This window comes from Mesorhizobium sp. B264B1B (assembly GCF_020165765.1).
Classification (GTDB): domain Bacteria; phylum Pseudomonadota; class Alphaproteobacteria; order Rhizobiales; family Rhizobiaceae; genus Mesorhizobium.
Genome location: NZ_JAIUIS010000014.1, coordinates 20,675 through 38,142, shown reverse-complemented (window position 1 = coordinate 38,142; position 17,468 = coordinate 20,675). Strand labels below are relative to the sequence as shown.

Below are 17,468 nucleotides of genomic sequence, written 5' to 3'. Positions count from 1 at the left end.
ATGCGCGTCGTGGTCGACCAGGATCTGTGCGGAACCACCGGGCAGTGCGTGCTTACGCTGCCGGGCACCTTTCGCCAGCGCGAACCGGACGGCGTGGCTGAAGTGTGCGTGGCGACGGTCCCGCAGGCGTTGCACGTCGCCGTGCGGCTCGCGGCCAGCCAGTGCCCGGTCGCCGCCATTCGGGTCATCGAAAGCGACGCTGGCGATGACGAGCGCGCCAGCGCCGACGCTGCGCCTTCTCGGCGGAACCCGAGCGGCATGCCGCGAAAGACCAACAATCCAGAAGGACACGATGGGACGGTTTGAAGGCAAGGTGGCCGTGGTGACCGGCGCCAGCGCCGGCATCGGCAAGGCATGCGCCCTCGCCATCGCGCCGAGGGCGGCAGAGTGGTGGTGGCCGACATTGATGGCTCGGCGACCATCGCCTGCACCGCGCAGATCACGGCCGAAGCGGGCCACGCGCTGGCCCTGGCCATGGACATCGCCGATGCGCAGGCGGTGGCAGCGCTGTTCCAGACGGCGGAGCGGCATTTCGGTGAGGTCGGCTGCGTGAACAACGCGAGCTATGCATCTGACCCCGCGCGAGCGCGCGATGCTCGACCTGGATCTGGCGGTCTGGATCAGACCATGGCGACCAATCTGCGCGGCACGCTGCTCTGCTGCCGGCAGGCCATCCGACGGCTGATCGCCCGCGGCGGTGGCGCGATCGTCAACATGTCGTCGTGCCAGGGCTCAGCGGTGACACCGCCCAGACGTCCTACCCCGCGTCGAAGGCGGCGATGAACATGCTGTCGGCCTCGCACGCCATGCTGGCGCATGTGCGGACGTACGCCGACGGTGGCAACAGCCGCGCCGCGCGGCCTGCCGGCGACACCGTCGAAGCGGCCGCGGCGCCGCGCTGCTGATGGAGCTGATGAACATGCTGCTCAACCCGCTGAACCGTCGCCACCGGCTGCGGCACGACATCCCGGTCGTGCCCGGCGCTTTCCCCCTGGTCGGGCATCTTCCCGCCATCATCTGCGACCTGCCGCGCCTGCTGCGGCGCGCGGAACGGACGCTGGGCAGCTACTTCTGGCTGGATTTCGGCCCTGCCGGACACCTGATGACCTGCATGGATCCGGACGCGTTCGCACTGCTTCGGCACAAGGACGTGTCCTCGGCGCTGATCGAAGGGATCGCGCCCGAATTGCTTGGTGGAACGATGGTCGCCCAGGACGGCGGCGCGCACCGGCAGGCGCGCGATGCGATCAAGCCGGCGTTCCTGCCCAAGGGGCTGACCCAGGCCGGCATCGGCGACCTGTTCGAGCCCGTCATCCGGGCGCGTGTGCAGGCGTGGCGCGACCGCGGCGACGTAGCCATCCTGCGTGAAACCGGCGACCTGATGCTAAAGCTCATCTTCCGCCTCATGGGAGTCCCCGCGCAGGACCTGCCGGGATGGCATCGCAAGTACCGGCACCTGGTGCAGTTGATCGTCGCGCCCCCGATCGACCTGCCCGGACTGCCCTTGCGGCGCGGCCGCGCCGCCCGCGACTGGATCGACGCGCAGTTGCGCCAGTTCATCCGCGACGCGCGCGCGCATGCCGCGCGCACCGGGTTGATCAAGGACATGGTGAGCGCCTTCGATCGCAGCGACGATGCGCTCTCCGATGACGTCCTGGTCGCCAATATCCGCTTGCTGCTGCTTGGCGGTCACGAGACCACCGCCTCGACGATGGCCTGGATGGTGATCGAGCTGGCGCGGCAGCCTGTGCTGTGGGACGCCCTGGTCGAAGAGGCGCAACGCGTGGGCGCGGTGCCGACCCGGCACGCGGACCTAGCGCAGTGTCCGGTCGCCGAGGCGCTGTTCCGCGAGACGCTGCGCCTGCATCCGGCGGTCACGCTCCTGCCGCGTCAAGCGCTGCAGGAATTGCAACTCGGCCAATGGCGCATTCCCGCGGGTACCCATCTGTGCATCCCGCTGCTGCATTTCTCGACCTCGGCGCTGCTGCACGAGGCGCCTGATCAGTTCCGCCTGGCGCGATGGCTGCAACGCACGGACCCGATCCGGCCGGTGGACATGCTGCAGTTCGGTACCGGCCCACACGTCTGCATCGGCTACCACCTGGTATGGCTGGAACTAGTGCAGTTCTGCATCGCCTTGGCCCTGACCATGCACAAGGCCGGGGTGCGGCCGCGGTTGCTGAGCGACGTCGAAAAAGGCCGGCGCTATTACCCGACCGCAAATCCGTCCATGAAAATCCGCATCGGATTCTCATGAGCTGGCATCGCATGCCCCGTGTGGCGAGGCAGCGGCGAGCGACGCGCAGCATTGCTGCACTCGGCGCGCGCGCTCGGTGCGACGCCGGCAACAGCGCGGCGGTCGCCGCTCTCCGAGGCCGTCTCCTGTCAGGCACAAGGACATGAACAACATGCAAGCCGGTTCCAAGCCACATGACGACCGAACTGGCGTTTCCGCGATCGGGGGATTGGGCGCGCAGGCGCGCGGCGCATCCGGCAGGCTGCTGCCGGAGATCTGGATGCAGGACGGCGCAAAGGGGGTCGAACAGGCGCTGGCGCGTCTTCTGTGCGCCGAAGACGATGGCGAGACCGAGCTGATGGCGGCGATGCGCTACGCCACCTTGCATGGCGGGAAGCGCACGCGCGCCTTGCTCTGTCTGGCTGCCGGCGCACTGGCCGATACGCCGGCGCACGTGCTCGAGGACGTCGGCGCCGCCATCGAGATGATCCACGCCTGTACCCTGGTCCACGACGACCTGCCCGCGATGGACAACGACGTGCTTCGCCGCGGCCTTCCGACTGTGCACGTCAAGTTCGGCGAAGCCACTGCGATCCTGGTCGGCGATGCGCTGCAGGCGCACGCCTTCCTCACCCTGGCGAGCCTGGATGCGCCGGGCGACAACCGTATCGCGCTCGTGCACGAACTGGCACAGGCGGTGTCCGCCGAGGGTGCCGCAGGCGGGCAGGCCAAGGATCTGTCGCTGGTCGGAAAGCATGTCGAGCTGGACAGGATCGTGGCGATGCACCGGATGAAGAGCGGAGCGCTGGTGCGCGCGTCCGTTCGCATGGGCGCGCTATGCGCCATCACGGAGGATGCCGCGCACGCCGCGCTGTACAGTGCGCTCGATCGCTACAGCGCCTGTTTCGGCCTGGCGCTGCAGGTGGTTGACGACATTCTCGACGCGACAGCGGATGCCGCGACGCTGGGCAAGACACCCGGCAAGGACGCTGCGGCGCAGAAGCCGACCTGCGCGTCGATCATGGGGCTGCAAGCAGCGCGCCAGTTTGCGCTGGATCTGTTGCGCGACGCCGGGGAGGCCATCGCCCCGCTGGGGCCGCGTGCGGAACCGTTGGCGCAGATGCTGCAGCGGGCCACCGCGTATCTGTTAAAGCACGCGCCATGCGCATGAGGCGCCCCGTCCGCATGGAGTCGCCCCTGTGCCGCGCGATCGGCCGGCGACAGCGGTGGATGCTGCACTCTGTCCGAGTCCGCGGCGCCGATCGCAGCGGTTGCCCAGCACGGCCGTGTCACGCGGCGCGCGGCGCTAGCCTATTGGGCGAACCGACGCCAGCCGCGCGTCGCCGCGCCGGAGCAGGGCGGCCGTCCGGCGCTGCCCACGCGCCTGGCCGCGACGGGCCTGCGGCGACGTGCGCGGCGTCTGCCCGATCTTGGTTCTCGTCAACCTTCTGCAGAAGGAACATCCCGCGTGAACGCGCTGTCCGAACAGATCCTTTCCGAATTGCGCCACTTGCTGAGCGAGATGAGCGACGGCGGCAGCGTCGGTCCGTCCGTCTACGACACGGCGCGAGCGCTGCAGTTCCACGGCAACGTCACCGGTCGGCAGGACGCATACGCCTGGCTGATCGCGCAGCAACAGGCCGATGGCGGATGGGGAAGCGCGGACTTCCCGCTGTTTCGCCATGCGCCCACGTGGGCGGCGTTGCTGGCATTGCAGCGCGCTGACCCTCTTCCCGGCGCTGCCGACGCAGTCCAGGCTGCAACCCGGTTCCTCGAACGCCAACCCGATCCCTACGCGCATGCGGTGCCGGAAGACGCGCCGATCGGCGCGGAGCTGATCCTGCCGCAGTTGTGCGGCGAGGCCGCATCCTTGCTGGGCAGCATGGCGTTTCCGCGCCACCCGGCGCTGTTGCCGTTGCGGCAAGCCTGCCTGGTCAAGCTGGGGGCGGTGGCGACGTTGCCGAGCGGCCATCCATTGCTGCACTCCTGGGAAGCCTGGGGGACGTCGCCGACCACCGCATGCCCGGATGAAGACGGCAGCATCGGCATCAGTCCGGCGGCCACCGCCGCGTGGCGTGCGCACGCCGTGACACAAGGGAGCAGGCCGCAGGTCGGGTGCGCCGACGCGTATCTGCAGGCGGCATCGCGGGCGACGCGCAGCTGCATCGAAGGTGTCGTTCCCAGCGTCTGGCCGATCAATGTGTTTGAGCCATGCTGGTCGCTGTACACCCTGCATCTGGCCGGGCTGTTCGCGCATCCCGCGCTCGCCGAGGCGATGCGCGTGATCGTCGCGCAGCTCGACGCCCGCCTGGGCGTGCGCGGTCTGGGCCCGGCCTTGCACTTCGCGGCCGATGCGGACGACACCGCCGTTGCGTTGTGCGTCCTGCGCCTTGCAGGCCGCGACCCGGCGGTCGATGCGTTGCGCCATTTCGAAATCGGCGAGCTGTTCGTCACCTTTCCCGGCGAGCGCAATGCCTCAGTGTCGACCAACATACATGCCCTGCATGCATTGCGACTATTGGGAAAGCCCGACGCCGGCACCGGCGCCTACGTCGAGGCCAATCGCAACCCACACGGTCTATGGGACAACGAAAAATGGCACGTTTCGTGGCTGTATCCCACCGCGCATGCGGTCGCTGCGCTGGCGCAAGGCAAGCCCCAGTGGCGCGACGAGCGCGCGCTAGCGGCGCTGCTGCAGGCGCAGCGTGACGACGGCGGCTGGGGCGCCGGTCGCGCGTCCACATTCGAGGAAACCGCCTATGCGCTGTTCGCGTTGCACGTGATGGACGGGAGCGAAGAGCCGACAGAGCGCCGGCGCATCGCGCAGGCGGTGGGGCGTGCGCTGGAGTGGATGCTCGCCCGCCATGCGGCGCATGCCTTACCGCAGACGCCGCTGTGGATCGGCAAGGAACTGTATTGCCCCATCCGGGTCGTGCGCGTGGCCGAACTCGCCGGGTTGTGGCTGGCGCTTCATTGGGGGCGGCGCGTCCTGGCCGGGGGAGCAGGAGCGTCGCCATGATCCAGACCGAACGGGCGTTGCAGCAGGTGCTGGAGTGGGGGCGTTCCCTGACCGGGTTCGCCGACGAGCATGCGATGGAAGCGGTCAGGGGCGGCCAGTACATCCTGCAGCGCATCCACCCGAGCCTGCGTGAGACCAGCGCCCGCACCGGCCGCGATCCGCAGGACGAAATGCTGATCGTGACGTTCTATCGCGAACTGGCGCTGCGCTGGAGGCCGATGGACTCATCGTCCATCTCAATCCGCTGCAGGAAGCGGTACAGCCGGAGGGCGACAGCGACTGGCGCGGCGTCCTGGCGCAGATCGCTCGCGCCGCGCGTTGCGTGGGCGTGCCGATCGTGGCCAAGGAAGTGGGGTCGGGCCTGTCCGCCTCGGTGGCCTGTGTGCTCGTCGAGGCGGGCGTGGCGGTGATCGATGTCGCCGGCGCCGGCGGCACCTGTTGGGCCGCGGTGGAGGGCGAGCGCGCCCGCGATGCCGCCGACCGTGCAGTGGCGCTGGCCTTCGCCGATTGGGGGATTCCGACCCCGGCCAGCGTGCAGGCGGTACGTCGGGCGCTGCCGGCGGTGAAGCTGATCGCGTCGGGCGGAATCCGCGACGGCGTCGACGTGGCCAAGGCCATTCGCCTGGGCGCGGACATCGCTGGGCAGGCGGCCGGCGTGCTGCGCGCGGCGACGGTGTCCACCGAGGCGGTTGTCGCGCATTTCGAGATCGTCATCCGCCAGTTGGCCGTCGCCTGTTTCTGCACCGGCTCGGCCGATCTGGCGGCATTACGTCAGGCGCGCTTGTTGCCCTCGGCGCATCTGCCCGCCGGTTGATGCGGGCGTCGTCCGCACGTGGCGGCGGGGCACCTAGAAGGCCGCTGAAATACCTACGCCAGCCCGATCCGGCTTATGGTCAATGAAGCGCGAATACGTGCACATCCAACTTAAGAGACGGCAGGAAGCCGCCGCGTCGCAGGAAGGAGCCGGGTAATCTTCGCCGCCCTGCCCTGTCGGTTCATTCAGCGGTGGCGGCGCACACTGCCACCTGCCCGAACGGAGATTGGCTCCGGCAAGAGCTTTTTCCGCTGCGAAGTGGCGAGCGACGCGGAAGCATGATTGGGAACGCGAACACTCGGCGACGAAAATCCTGAAGCAGCGGGCGAGCATTCATTGTCCCTTTCCTAGGCAGTTAGCAGCAGCAGCAGTCCTAGGGCCAACGCGATGGGACCCAAGAGAAGGCAGGCCGGAACAACGCTCCTTCCAATGCAATTGCGAATTTTGGACGTTTGCTTTGGCCGCATTCTGACGACGGTTTCCTGTCAAGCGACGCACGCGTGGGCGGCGCATTCAGACATTGAATGGTGATGGCTCGAACGAAGTTCTCGTTGTACTGACCCTTCCGAGCCCGCCGCCGATAAAAAAGCGCGATCTGAGCCGACGGATTTGCAAGCAGACACGGGCCCCCTCGCCCCCTTCGGATGCTGCCAGCCGGTGATGGCCACGAGTGCTGTCTAGGTTAGCAAGATCCTCTTCCATGCTCCCGACGGATTGTGGCCAGGTAGCGCGATTTACGCTTGGTCATGCACTCAGGACTTGAAGATCCTGCACTCAGGATATGACAGTGCATCCTTGGCATCGCGGGCGCATGAATAAGGCGGGATTTCGATGATGAGGGCCGCAGCGGGCATTGGCAGTTCGCTCGTGCTGATCATATTTCATCCACGAAGAATAACACCACTAGGCCAATCTCGAGGCTACAGTGGAACAATCCTAAGACAGGGCTTCCAGACATTGTAGGTGACGCATCGCTTTATCCTTAGCCCCCTGCGCCGGCACCACCCACACGCGCGAAGCTACGCGGTCGAAGTGCGTTTCGACGGTTGCCCATCGACTCGACGCCATCTGACCCGCCGTCTTCCCTCTAATCAAACGGAGGTGCCTTTGCTCCGCTTCAGGCTTGGTCAGTACGGCTTGGCGCGGTTGCCATTCGGCGATCCCAACCTCTAAGTTCCCGGCGGCCGGTGCAGCACCGACGATGGTCGCATAAAGAGAAAGTGCCGTGATCAAGATGACGTTCATAACTTGCCTCTAATCGGTTGTTATAATCACCGCCCTTCTGGCACGCGCACCTGACGGCAGCCTGAAAGCCGCCGGAACATTTGCGCTACGGCGTTCAGCCTATTGTCAGGTTCCGTCAATAGGGCACGAACCCTGCCCAATTATTGGAGCTCGGCATGCGAATTTTGCTCATTGAAGACAGCGAGGACTTTGGCAGCGCTGTACGAGAACATATGATAGCTGATGGCCACGCGGTTGAATGGGCCAAGGACCTGTCCGAAGCGCGGTATCACGCAAGTGGGATTCCCTACGGGCTTGTTCTGCTCGATATTAACCTGCCAGACGGTAACGGCCTGGACTACTTGCGGGAGATGAGGAAGGGGCGTGATTCGACACCCGTCATCATCGTGACAGCTCGCCATACGGTCGAGGACCGCATCGAGGGGCTCAATGCTGGTGCCGCCGACTACTTGGTCAAGCCGTTCGATCCCCGCGAACTTTCCGCGCGCATTCATGCCGTGGCGCGTAGTCACGGGAACTTCCCGAAGCCATATTCTGTCGGGGCGCTGTCCATAAACGCGGCTGAGCGGCGCGTCGCCCTCGACGGGCAGCCGGTCAACCTGACTGCACGCGAATGGGCGATTCTCGACTGCGTTCTATCCCGACCCGGAGCGGTAGTTTTGAAGAGGAAGATCGAGGAAGAACTCCTTTCCTTAGGTTCGGAAAGTGAGAGCAATACCGTGGAGGTTTATGTTAGCCGGCTCCGCAAGAAGATCGGCAGGGACCGAATAGCGACACTGCGTGGCTTGGGGTACAGTTTCGTGGAAGAATCACGGAACGGCCTCGGAGACCCTGTCGATCTTGTCCAAAAGGTTCGGTCAGTCGTTGATGACTTCTTGAAAAAGCCGTGGTTTGCCGGACGGCTAATCCTTGACGTCGACGGCTGCCCCGCCTGGGAGTGCAAAGCAGACCACGCCGTTAGAATTCCCGTCGTGCTTCGATGCCTCATCGACAACGCACTCACACATGGACTGCCCGATATCCCGACGACAGTTTCCGTCAGAGCTGATGGAACCATCGCCATTGTAAACGCAGGACCGGTGGTGCCCCTCCCAGACCTTGACGAGATAACAGAGCGTTTTGTGCGTCTGGCGACTCGGGCAACTGTCCCAGGCCAGGGTCTACCCGTCGCTAATTATGTTATCAAGAAGGTCGGTGGCAGCCTTGAACTTGCCTCGCCTGCCACGGGTCGCGGGGATGGTTTTGAGGCGATTATTCGAATCCCTCGATGACCCTGGTTTGCTGCAGCGACCAGGTTGGGCGTAGGAAGCATTGTACGCTGCTGGGCAACGGGAATGTCAAACAGGGGCGGTAACCAAACCCGCGGTGGGCCGGCTCGCCAGAGGAAGGCAGCTTTGGCGGGGCACACCACATCCCAATCCACTGGCGTGAGACAAGCATGCCACGGCCCCGCCCCAAGCCAACCCGTTCGGCAGAGCTCGGCGCTTCCTTGAGCTAATCATAGTCTTCCATATGGCTGTTGCCGGAGAACCGAAGACGGCTTGCTGAAATGATCCAGTTGTTCCAGACCTCGGCCTTTAGCCCTAGTCAGCACCGGCGCGCCGGTTTCCCAGATCAATTTGCTGACACGATTGCCCCCTTCGTCATAGACAAACTCGTTGCCCTTCGGCCAGGTGTAGCCAACGCCACCAAGAAACACGACGCTCCTGTCGGGCACTGAATAGATGGTCGAATGCGCCGCCATTTGTGCAGAACGTGCCGAAAGCAAGAATAGCAAATGATGATGTGCAGCGATTCATGGGGCCGCCTCCTCAGGATAGCCGTTGGTGATCTCTCGTTGAACGACGGCGGCTCTCAGCGACCGTTCGCAGACGTTGTTTGTCGCGGCGACCATTCCTGGGCATTGGTGCAAAGACGTTGAACTCCGATGCGATGTTCAGGACGGCTTAGTCATTGCCCTTTGCCCGGTGCGTTGCATAGCACCGCGCGGGCCGCCCACTACCGCGTTGCCGGGCCATATTGAGATTTGGCCCGGCACGAGAGGCGGCACTCGTGGCCAGAGAGGTTGCACCGGCGGCCAGCCCTGTCAAAATGCCGAAGTTGGTGATCCGGCAGGACGCCTATGCTTTTCCCGCTCGTTGGCGAGGTAGCGGTCCAAATAGTGCATGTTAGCCGCACCTGAAACCACTCGTTTGCCGACAACGACCGCCGGCCCGCCGTGGATGGACAGCTTCTTGGCGAGCGCGGAATTGTGCTTGACGGTGTTTACGATTCCGGGGTCCTTGATGTCCCGCTTGAGTCGCTCAACGTCGAGGCCCTCGTCTCGTGCGATATCCAAAATGTCGGATCCGCTGAGCCGGAGGCTAGTAGCCATTAGGCGGTGATGGAACGCCTCAAATTTTCCCTGTTTGCTGGCGGCGAGCACCGCCCGTGCAGCAAATTTGGAACCCGGTCTCGTGCTCGAATAAGGTATGTAGTAAACCTTCAGCTCGGGATCATGCTTGAGGGCTTGCTGGATCGTACGGTCTACCGCGCGGCGCTGCGGGTCGTTGGAGTCCAAAAATACGGCGATATGGTGGTCGCCATTTGGGTTGCCAGCAGTTGGCGCAGCTGGGTCGTTGAAGAGTGCGTCGTGCCGGTCTGAAATGACCTTCTCCCTATCCTTGCGGAGCTGGCTATTGTATTCGTGCTGGAGCACTAAGTGTGTGACAGTTGGACCATATTTCGCCAGCAGGGAAACCAGCAGCAGTAGGGCTGAAAGGGCGATCCGGCCGGCTTTTAGATTAATCATGGGGAGTTCCAATTAACGGTGAATGGCAGGGCAGTAACAGCCGGCTTGTGACACCCGGACCTGACAGCAGCCTGACAACCTCAGGACATTTGCGTCACGCGGCGTTGAGCGTAGAGTCACGTTCAGAAAGACTCCGCCCTCGAACTGTCGCCCGGCCCCCCTGATGCCACTACGCTCGTCGAAGACGGCAAGGATCTTGGCCGCGGCTGTACGCGAACTTACGATGGTGGCCACGCGGTCGATTGGGCCAAGGTCCTGTCCAAAGCGCGGTTTCGCGGGCCCAGCGCTAGCCACGCGGTCGGCGATCCTTCTGTCGTGAATTTTACTCATGCTGCCGGCGAGCGCCGCCATGCCCCGGTGACGCCGACGATATCACCTTAAGCGGCAAGCGCTTCCCGTAAACTGGCGTTCGATGTCGGACAATGTCGGATCGGCAACATAGCAGAATCCGATTACTCACGTTGCCGAGACGAGTTTCTTGTTTGGCACGGCATGTGCGCGATCCCGCAAACGCCTCACAGACTAAAGAGAAGTCATCCGATGATCACCCACCAAAGAATGCCCTCACATTGATTCACTCAAGATGACGCTCGCGTCTGGCCTCGCAAAATACTGATGGCTCAGTTGGCCCTGCGCTGCCCACCGATCCAGTTTGTCCCGCAAGGGCGTCGAGGACGCAGCATCGGCAAAATGAGGGGCAACTCCTTTGCCTCGAACTTTGCGCATCGCCCGGCAACTACAAGCTAGGCGGTCGATGAACCTTCGGTCTGGCGCTTCGGTTATGGCGGCCAGCGATGACATCAAGGCGACGAATTTTCTGCTCGACAAAGGCATGGAAGTGGTCCTAGTCCCCGATCACCGCGCGCCAACTATCACCCATATGGTGCGGTACAAGATCGGCAGCGCCGACGAGCCCGCCCGGGAAATTCGGCGAACGGGCATTTCCTCGAGCATCTGATTGGCGGCGGCGATCAATCATGCCGCCGGCGAGTTGGACCGCCCGGCGGTCGATATCGGCGGATCGCTGCATGCTTCCAGCTCTCACGCCTGTACCGCCGCGCGGTGTTGCAGCTCGGCGCGCCACATGGCGATGGCGACGGGCCGTGCGCAATGTAATGACATTCGACCGGTTCTGACCCGCTCGGGAAAGGATGGCATTCGAGATGAACTCGCTGGCATTGTCGCTGGCGAGGAGCCGGCCCAATTCCCGGGCAGTCAACTGCCCTCGACCGTGCCGATTAGCGCGCCTTTGCCATGCCGGCGGATTAGCGTGGCCGACCTTACTTCGGCGTGACGCAAGCAATTTCTGCACCAGACGCGCAAGGTATGCCACTCCCTCAAACCGCTCAGCGGCACCTCTAGTCTATGCCGGCATGTAGGCTGCTCCCATCGCGACGGCGTGCGGCAACTCTTCTGGGTCTTGACCCTGTCGGCGATATTATCCGACCGAGGCCAAAAACCTCGCGGCTGTACGCGAACTTACGATGGTGGCGACGCGGTCGATTGGCCAAGGTCCTGTCCGAAGCGCGGTGTTGCGGGCCCAGCGCTAGCCACGCGGTCGGCGATCCTTCTGTCGTGAATTTTACTCATGCTGCCGGCGAGCGCCGCTATGCCCCGGTACGACGATATCACCTTAAGCGGCAAGCGCTTCCCTTAAACTGGCGTTCGATGTCGGACAATGTTGGATCGGCAACATAGCAGAGTCCGATTACTCACGTTGCCGAGACGAGTTTCCTGTTTGGCACGGCATGTGCGATCCCGCAAACGCCTCACAGACTAAAGAGAAGTCATCCGATGATCACCCACCAAAGAATGCGCTCACATTGATTCACTCAAGATGACGCTCGCGTCAGGTCTCGCAAAATACTGATGGCTCAGCTGGCCCTGCGCTGCCCACGCATCCATTTTGTCCCGCAAGTGCGTCGAGGACGCAGCATCGGCGAAATGAGGGGCAACTCACACTTCGCCTCGAACTTTGCCCATCGCCGGTAACGTGGAACTTCGGTCTGGCTGGGTGCACAAGGCCACATTTTGCGACGGCGCTGACCTTCGCGACCACCGCTTCGGTTCTGGCGGTCACCAATGACAGAGCCGGTCGATCGCAGCCCGGGCCAGCTTCTCTCCGGAATGAGCGTCAACGAGCGCGACTCTGCGGCAGGCAAAATGTCAGGTTCACTACAACCTATATCTGAGCACCGTCGAGGTTTTCAAAGCAAACGGCGCTTATTGGGCGCTGAGGTGTTGGCACGGCCTTTGCAAATTGGAGGTGGCAACATCGAGCGAGGTGTTTCGCCTTGTTGCCGGACAGCGAAGTCAAAGCTTCGGAAGGTTTCAGCGGGAAGGAACTCAAAGGATAATTGCGTTCTCTCTGCCGGCAAGGATGAAGAGAACGAGCACGGTAGCATACGCGGTTGATTACGTTGGCGTAATTTACTGCACAATTTTTCTTGTCTTTTGGTTACCCATCTCTCGATGAGAGCATAAACAGAAGAGAAAACAATGAGTGCTGAAGGTAAAAAGAGACGCGGTGTATCTGGCCTCTCAAATGCGCGGAATATTGCATTCCGCTATGGTGGTAGGCCTTCAAACTACAGTTTGGCGATAGGGCACACGACTCATCCGCGTCTGGGCGGTTCGCTGTTCCTCAACGCTATGATCCTGGGGCAAATGCTGCCAGGATTTAACCCAAGTGAACGTATGTTGAAGGCTGCGGACGCTTGTATTGAGGTATGCCCCGCTCTTGGTGCGCCTTTCCACTGAAAGAAGCCGAGAAACCGCAAATGACTTGGCAGATGGTATGAACCCAATTGTAGGCGGGCTGTGCCGCCCTTCGTCTTTGGCATCGTCCGTCTTGTACTCCCAGAAATGGAACAGTGATTGGCTTCCATAACAACAACATCGGACCGTCCGGCGTCGAGATAGCCTGCCTGGCGCCTCGCAATCGCCGTATCGACGTCGGCGGTGAAATAGCTCTCCTCGCCAAAGAGATCGAGGAGGATCTGGCGGGGATAGATCGCAAACAGCGCGAACTTCGGTGGCATCAACTGTCCCGTGCAGCCATGCCTCCATTCGGCCCGCGGCGCGGCGCGTAGGTTGTTGAACAGCGACAGCCATTCCTTCTACCCGTTCCTTGGTCGCTAGCGTCAACTATGCGCTCTCTCGGCCTCGAGCTCGCGGCGGCAGGTATTGCCGATTGCGCCACGGCGCCGCCTGCCTTGGGCAACTGGGCGAACCCGTTGCGCGACTTCACCCGATGTTCTCGATTAGCGAGGGTGAGAGAGCGGCCACATCGTCGCCGGTTCATGATGGCGCGCAGGTCTTCCCGGCTTGCGCTCATCGGCGATTTGTCTTTGCGGCGTGGTGACGCCGCCGTCCGGCGACGATGTCGAAAGTGTCTGGACTGCCGTTTTTGGGACCAACAGCGACTGGAGGATGCTGCGCCGGCGGATGGACGGCACGACATCGGATATGTCCGGCGCCCGCTTGCCGTCTCGCACGTCGAAAGGTGACAAGGTGAGCTCGCCAACGCCAATATAAGCGAGTTGCATGTGATGGACTCCGCCTCCGTCCGAACCTCTGCCAGACCGCCGAGGGAGCCGGTTGCGCCAAGTAGCGCAGGTTATCCGTCAGGCCACTGAGGGATGCCGAGACTGCTGATGGCTTCGGCATCCAAGATGTGACCTTCACTGTGGGCCCCTGCGGCGTAGACGCAGAGCGGAAGAGCGCCACGTAATACCTGCGCTTGGGCAAGCCCATATCCACTGTTCGGTTTGTCTCCTAATGAGACCACCAACCAGACTAAAGCCTTGAGCAATTCGACCTTTCAAATTCGGGGATGGTCTACTAGCTGTCTGGCGGAGGCCCTATAAGGAACCCGCAGGTGCGGAATAGACCGACACCCGCCCGACAACTCATCCGCCGCGTTTAAGAGGAACCCGGTATGCCCCTATGCCTACCGATGATCCGCCACCTGAAATCCCCGGACCTGTTTGGCGCCATCGATCGCTTGCCGGCGCTTGGCGCGCCGGCTAGCGAGCGCACATTCGAAGTCATCAATCCATCGAGCGGCGAAGTGCTGGCGGTGCTTCCCGACATGGGTGTGGAAGAAACGCGCGCTGCGATCGAGAAGGCTTACCTGGCGCAGCCAGGATGGGCGGGGCTGGCCGCCCGAGAACGCAGTGACGCTTTGTGGCGTTGGCATCAGCTGATCATTGACCACACCGACGATCTTGCCGCGATACTCACTGCAGAGATGGGCAAGCCCGTTGCCGAAGCCAAGTCGGAGGTTTCGCACGCGGCCGCGTATCTGCAATGGTACGCCGAAGAGGCCAATCGCATCTATGGCGAGACGATCCCCGCGCCGTCGACAGACCGTCGCATGCTGGTGATCAAGCAGCCGATCGGTGTGGTCGGCACGATTACGCCTTGGAATTTCCCGGCGTCGATGGTGGCGCGCAAGATCTCGCCAGCCCTGGCGGCGGGCTGCGCGATCGTGCTTAAGCCTGCTGAACAGACGCCGCTTGTGGCAGGTGCAATGTTCGCCCTCGCGCACCAGGCCGGCTTTCCCGAAGGCGTCGTCAACCTAGTTTATGCATCTGAAGGTGATGACGTCGGACGCGAACTTTGCTCTAATCCCAAGGTTCGAAAGATCAGCTTCACAGGCTCGACCGAGGTTGGCCGGCTGCTCATGCGCCAGTGCTCGGACCAGATCAAGAAGGTCAGTCTCGAGCTCGGCGGCAATGCCCCTTTCATCGTCTTCGACGACGCCGACATCGACGCTGCGGTTGACGGCGCGATCCAGGCGAAGTTCCGCAACGCCGGCCAGACTTGCGTTTCAGCGAACCGGCTTTACGTCCAATCGAGCGTTCACGATGAATTCGTCGAAAAGTTCGTGGAGAAAGCCCGGTCCTTGTCGGTCGGCGACGGCTTCGCTCCGGCAGTGGACGTCGGACCGCTCATCGACTTGCATGCTTTGGCCAAGATCGAGTCCCACATCGCAGATGCCGTTGCCAAGGGTGGGACAATTCGATGCGGGGGCGAACGTATTGGCAAGGATGGGACCTTCTTCAAACCGACAGTCCTCACTGAAATTTCCAGCAGCATGGCGGTTGCGCAAGAGGAGACTTTCGGGCCACTGGCTCCGATCATTCAATTCACCGATGCGGATCAGGTAGTGCGTGAGGCCAACGACACGATCTACGGCCTCGCCGCCTATTTCTATGCCTCCAATCTGAAGCGTGTCTGGCGCGTTGCCGAGGCGTTGGAATACGGCATGGTTGGCATCAACACGGGGCGTATGTCTTCGGAAGCGGCGCCCTTTGGTGGCATCAAGCAGTCCGGCATTGGGCGAGAGGGTTCCCGCCACGGGCTCGAAGACTACCTCGAAATGAAATACCTCTGCATGGGCGGCATCTGATCTCTATGGGATGGGCCGCCTCAGGCGCAGAATGAACCAAAGGGATGATCGAACGCTTTGGCGAACCTTCTTCCGGCTGGTTTCGGGTCGTTCACCGCGCCCCTGGCCTGCGCGCCTTAAGTGAGATCTAGACGCCGTGCTACGTGAACCGCCTCTACAGCGACGAGGCAAGGTGCCACAAGCGGACGGCAGGTTGCGCATCCTGATCCAAGCGCGGCACGTCTCGCCAGGCTTGTGGTTCGCTGGGAACTAGAGACGCATTGTCCATCAGCTGCGTTGACGCAGCGAAGTCGGCAGCCGACGGCGCAGGGCGTCGGCACGGCGAGCGGTGCGCCCGACACGTTTACGCCGCAACCTCCTTATTGCCGCACGGCCAACTGGGCGCCCTTCGCGCATCGCTCTCAATCGGTACAGTCGCCGGCATTCTCGCCTGGAGAAGATCAGTGACACAAGCCGTGCTCAGGCCGTGCATGCACGAAAGACATCGAGGGTTGATATCCAATGATCACAGCGCATCTGCTCGACATGGACGGAGTCCTGGTCCGCGGCGGCCAACCGATTGCTGGCTCGGTCGGCTATGTGGCCGGGCTAATCGCCACGGGTGAGCCGTTTCAGATCTTCACCAACAACTCGCGCTTCACACCCGAAGATCATGCCGAGCGTCTAAGAGCGGTTGGCTTCGCCGTGCAGCCAGAGCACATCTACACATCGGCGCTCGCCACTGCGCGGTTCATGGAACTGCAAAAGCCCGGATCATCTGCCTATGTCATCGGCGACCACGGTCTGGTTGAGGCTCTGCGGCAGGCAGGCTGCCGGATAACGGAGTTTTCGCCCGAGTTCGTGGTCCTCGGGGATACAATTTCGTACCACTATGAGCAGATCGCAACTGGCGCCGAGCTTGTGGCGAAGGGAGCGCGTTTTCTCGCCACCAATCCAGATGCGACTGGCCCGACCGAACGAGGCTCCCATCCGGCGTGCGGGGCAGTCGCAGCACTAATAGAGAAGGCCACCGGCCGTCAGCCCTATTTCGTCGGGAAGCCGAACCCGTTCATGATGCGCAATGCGCTCGACCGGCTGGGAGTGCGAGCTGTCGATACCATCATGGTCGGGGACCGCATGGATACCGACGTGCTCGCAGGGCTGGAATCGGGCCTGAAAACAGCCCTTGTGCTTACTGGAGTGACCAAACTGGCTGACATAGAGCGGTTTCCATTCAGACCGGATTACGTGGTCGATTGCCTTGCGGATCTGGGCCAGATCATCTGAACCAACAAGCCGAAGGCACCCCGACACCAAGCCTGAACGTGCTCCCTCTACGTTCCGGGCCGTCAACCCAGCGCAATCTGGTGGAAAGCTGGCCGCAAAAGAAGTGATAAGCATGACAAGTTAGTCGAACTACACCCACGTAGCCATGCCGGCGGTCTGCCGTTGCTGGGAAGAACTGGCTCGGCCGCTGCGTATAGCGTATACCCGACGCGGCAGCTTTTTTCTCCGTTGCGTACTCGACATTGTCACCTGTGGAACATTCGAACGTGCCTCTCGGCATCGACTGACGGGTTGAACCAGAGCGCACCTGTAAGGTCTTTCCCCGCCAAGTGGGACCGGGCGAACTGACGTTCTGGATCCGAACTGTTCGCCGGCTGATGTACGGGGCGGACCGTCACTTTTCAAAAAAGGAAATCCCTGTACCCTCCATGCATGAGGGCGCGGCCACGAGAGACAGCGCGGCGAATGCGGTCGCGCAGATGATCGCGAGGATCCCTCCAGTCGGCATGGACGCGCTGTTGACCAATCAGCGCTTCGGCGAGCTCGCGATGTGACGCCCCAGCAAGTGAGCCGTCGAGCGCACGAAGAACGAAGGTCAAACGAGGACCCCGCTTTTCTGGCGGGAATAAGCGGGCAGGAAGCTGTTGACCCACATTTAGACGATTGAGGGACTCGATCGCC

General features: G+C 62.6%; 16 protein-coding genes and 2 pseudogenes. 13 read left to right on the top strand and 5 right to left on the bottom strand.

Features of this window, described 5'->3' with window-relative positions; genetic code table 11:
• The 8 genes and pseudogenes from LB547_RS24925 to LB547_RS24895 all read left to right on the top strand — a co-directional run.
• The gene (locus LB547_RS24925; RefSeq protein ID WP_411908925.1) at positions 1–306 is read left to right on the top strand and encodes a ferredoxin; all 306 of its coding nucleotides are present in this window, start codon (positions 1–3) and stop codon (positions 304–306) included.
• 87 nt (positions 307–393) lie between these two features.
• Positions 394–783: an SDR family NAD(P)-dependent oxidoreductase gene (locus tag LB547_RS24920; protein ID WP_176479560.1), complete on the top strand. Its 390-nt coding sequence runs from the start codon at positions 394–396 to the stop codon at positions 781–783.
• Complete coding sequence (locus tag LB547_RS32410) at positions 780–905, top strand: hypothetical protein (protein ID WP_263483495.1); 126 nt, start codon at positions 780–782, stop codon at positions 903–905. The genes LB547_RS24920 and LB547_RS32410 overlap by 4 nt, the downstream gene beginning before the upstream one ends.
• An 8-nt stretch (positions 906–913) precedes the next feature.
• Positions 914–2,257 carry a cytochrome P450 gene (locus LB547_RS24915; protein WP_064994225.1) on the top strand — a complete coding sequence of 448 codons (1,344 nt, stop codon included), beginning with the start codon at positions 914–916 and terminating at the stop codon, positions 2,255–2,257.
• A gap of 151 nt (positions 2,258–2,408) precedes the next feature.
• Positions 2,409–3,407, top strand: a complete 999-nt coding sequence (locus tag LB547_RS24910) for a polyprenyl synthetase family protein (RefSeq protein WP_064994191.1) — start codon at positions 2,409–2,411, stop codon at positions 3,405–3,407.
• A gap of 297 nt (positions 3,408–3,704) precedes the next feature.
• Entirely contained in the window at positions 3,705–5,255 is a 1,551-nt protein-coding gene (locus LB547_RS24905; RefSeq protein WP_064994192.1) for a hypothetical protein, read from the top strand.
• Positions 5,252–5,461: pseudogene (locus LB547_RS24900) on the top strand (hypothetical protein); the annotation flags it as partial. The gene LB547_RS24905 and the pseudogene LB547_RS24900, both read left to right, overlap by 4 nt.
• Positions 5,455–6,069, top strand: a pseudogene (locus LB547_RS24895) (alpha-hydroxy-acid oxidizing protein); the annotation flags it as partial. The pseudogenes LB547_RS24900 and LB547_RS24895, both read left to right, overlap by 7 nt.
• A 936-nt stretch (positions 6,070–7,005) precedes the next feature.
• On the opposite strand, the gene LB547_RS24890 reads toward LB547_RS24895, so the two are convergent.
• Positions 7,006–7,314, bottom strand: coding sequence for a hypothetical protein (locus LB547_RS24890; protein WP_064994193.1), 309 nt, complete (start codon positions 7,312–7,314; stop codon positions 7,006–7,008).
• 155 nt (positions 7,315–7,469) lie between these two features.
• On the opposite strand from LB547_RS24890, the gene LB547_RS32545 reads away from it, so the two are divergent.
• Positions 7,470–8,585, top strand: a complete 1,116-nt coding sequence (locus tag LB547_RS32545; RefSeq protein WP_064994194.1) for a response regulator — start codon at positions 7,470–7,472, stop codon at positions 8,583–8,585.
• A 227-nt stretch (positions 8,586–8,812) separates the two neighbouring features.
• On the opposite strand, the gene LB547_RS24880 is transcribed toward LB547_RS32545, so the two are convergent.
• Together LB547_RS24880 and LB547_RS24875 are read right to left on the bottom strand one after the other, a co-directional pair.
• Entirely contained in the window at positions 8,813–9,058 is a 246-nt protein-coding gene (locus tag LB547_RS24880) for a hypothetical protein (protein ID WP_064994195.1), read from the bottom strand.
• A gap of 342 nt (positions 9,059–9,400) precedes the next feature.
• Positions 9,401–10,105, bottom strand: coding sequence for a DsbA family protein (locus tag LB547_RS24875; RefSeq protein ID WP_064994196.1), 705 nt, complete (start codon positions 10,103–10,105; stop codon positions 9,401–9,403).
• A 781-nt stretch (positions 10,106–10,886) separates the two neighbouring features.
• On the opposite strand from LB547_RS24875, the gene LB547_RS24870 reads away from it, so the two are divergent.
• Both LB547_RS24870 and LB547_RS24865 read left to right on the top strand, forming a co-directional pair.
• Positions 10,887–11,063 carry a hypothetical protein gene (locus tag LB547_RS24870; RefSeq protein WP_224655962.1) on the top strand — a complete coding sequence of 59 codons (177 nt, stop codon included), beginning with the start codon at positions 10,887–10,889 and terminating at the stop codon, positions 11,061–11,063.
• 1,915 nt (positions 11,064–12,978) lie between these two features.
• Positions 12,979–13,197: a hypothetical protein gene (locus tag LB547_RS24865; protein ID WP_064994199.1), complete on the top strand. Its 219-nt coding sequence runs from the start codon at positions 12,979–12,981 to the stop codon at positions 13,195–13,197.
• A 171-nt stretch (positions 13,198–13,368) separates the two neighbouring features.
• On the opposite strand, the gene LB547_RS24860 is transcribed toward LB547_RS24865, so the two are convergent.
• Positions 13,369–13,653 (bottom strand): hypothetical protein, encoded by a 285-nt coding sequence (locus LB547_RS24860; protein WP_064994200.1) that lies wholly within the window; start codon positions 13,651–13,653, stop codon positions 13,369–13,371.
• 392 nt (positions 13,654–14,045) lie between these two features.
• Here LB547_RS24860 and LB547_RS24855 point away from each other — a divergent pair, with 392 nt between their 5' ends.
• Positions 14,046–15,521, top strand: coding sequence for an NAD-dependent succinate-semialdehyde dehydrogenase (locus tag LB547_RS24855; RefSeq protein WP_064994201.1), 1,476 nt, complete (start codon positions 14,046–14,048; stop codon positions 15,519–15,521).
• A gap of 501 nt (positions 15,522–16,022) precedes the next feature.
• Positions 16,023–16,787, top strand: coding sequence for an HAD-IIA family hydrolase (locus LB547_RS24850; protein WP_064994202.1), 765 nt, complete (start codon positions 16,023–16,025; stop codon positions 16,785–16,787).
• Between the two features lie 401 nt (positions 16,788–17,188).
• Here the strand turns inward: LB547_RS24850 and LB547_RS32730 are convergent, their stop codons facing one another.
• The gene (locus LB547_RS32730) at positions 17,189–17,440 is read right to left on the bottom strand and encodes a DUF2285 domain-containing protein (protein ID WP_411908926.1); all 252 of its coding nucleotides are present in this window, start codon (positions 17,438–17,440) and stop codon (positions 17,189–17,191) included.
• Positions 17,441–17,468 lie beyond the last annotated feature (28 nt).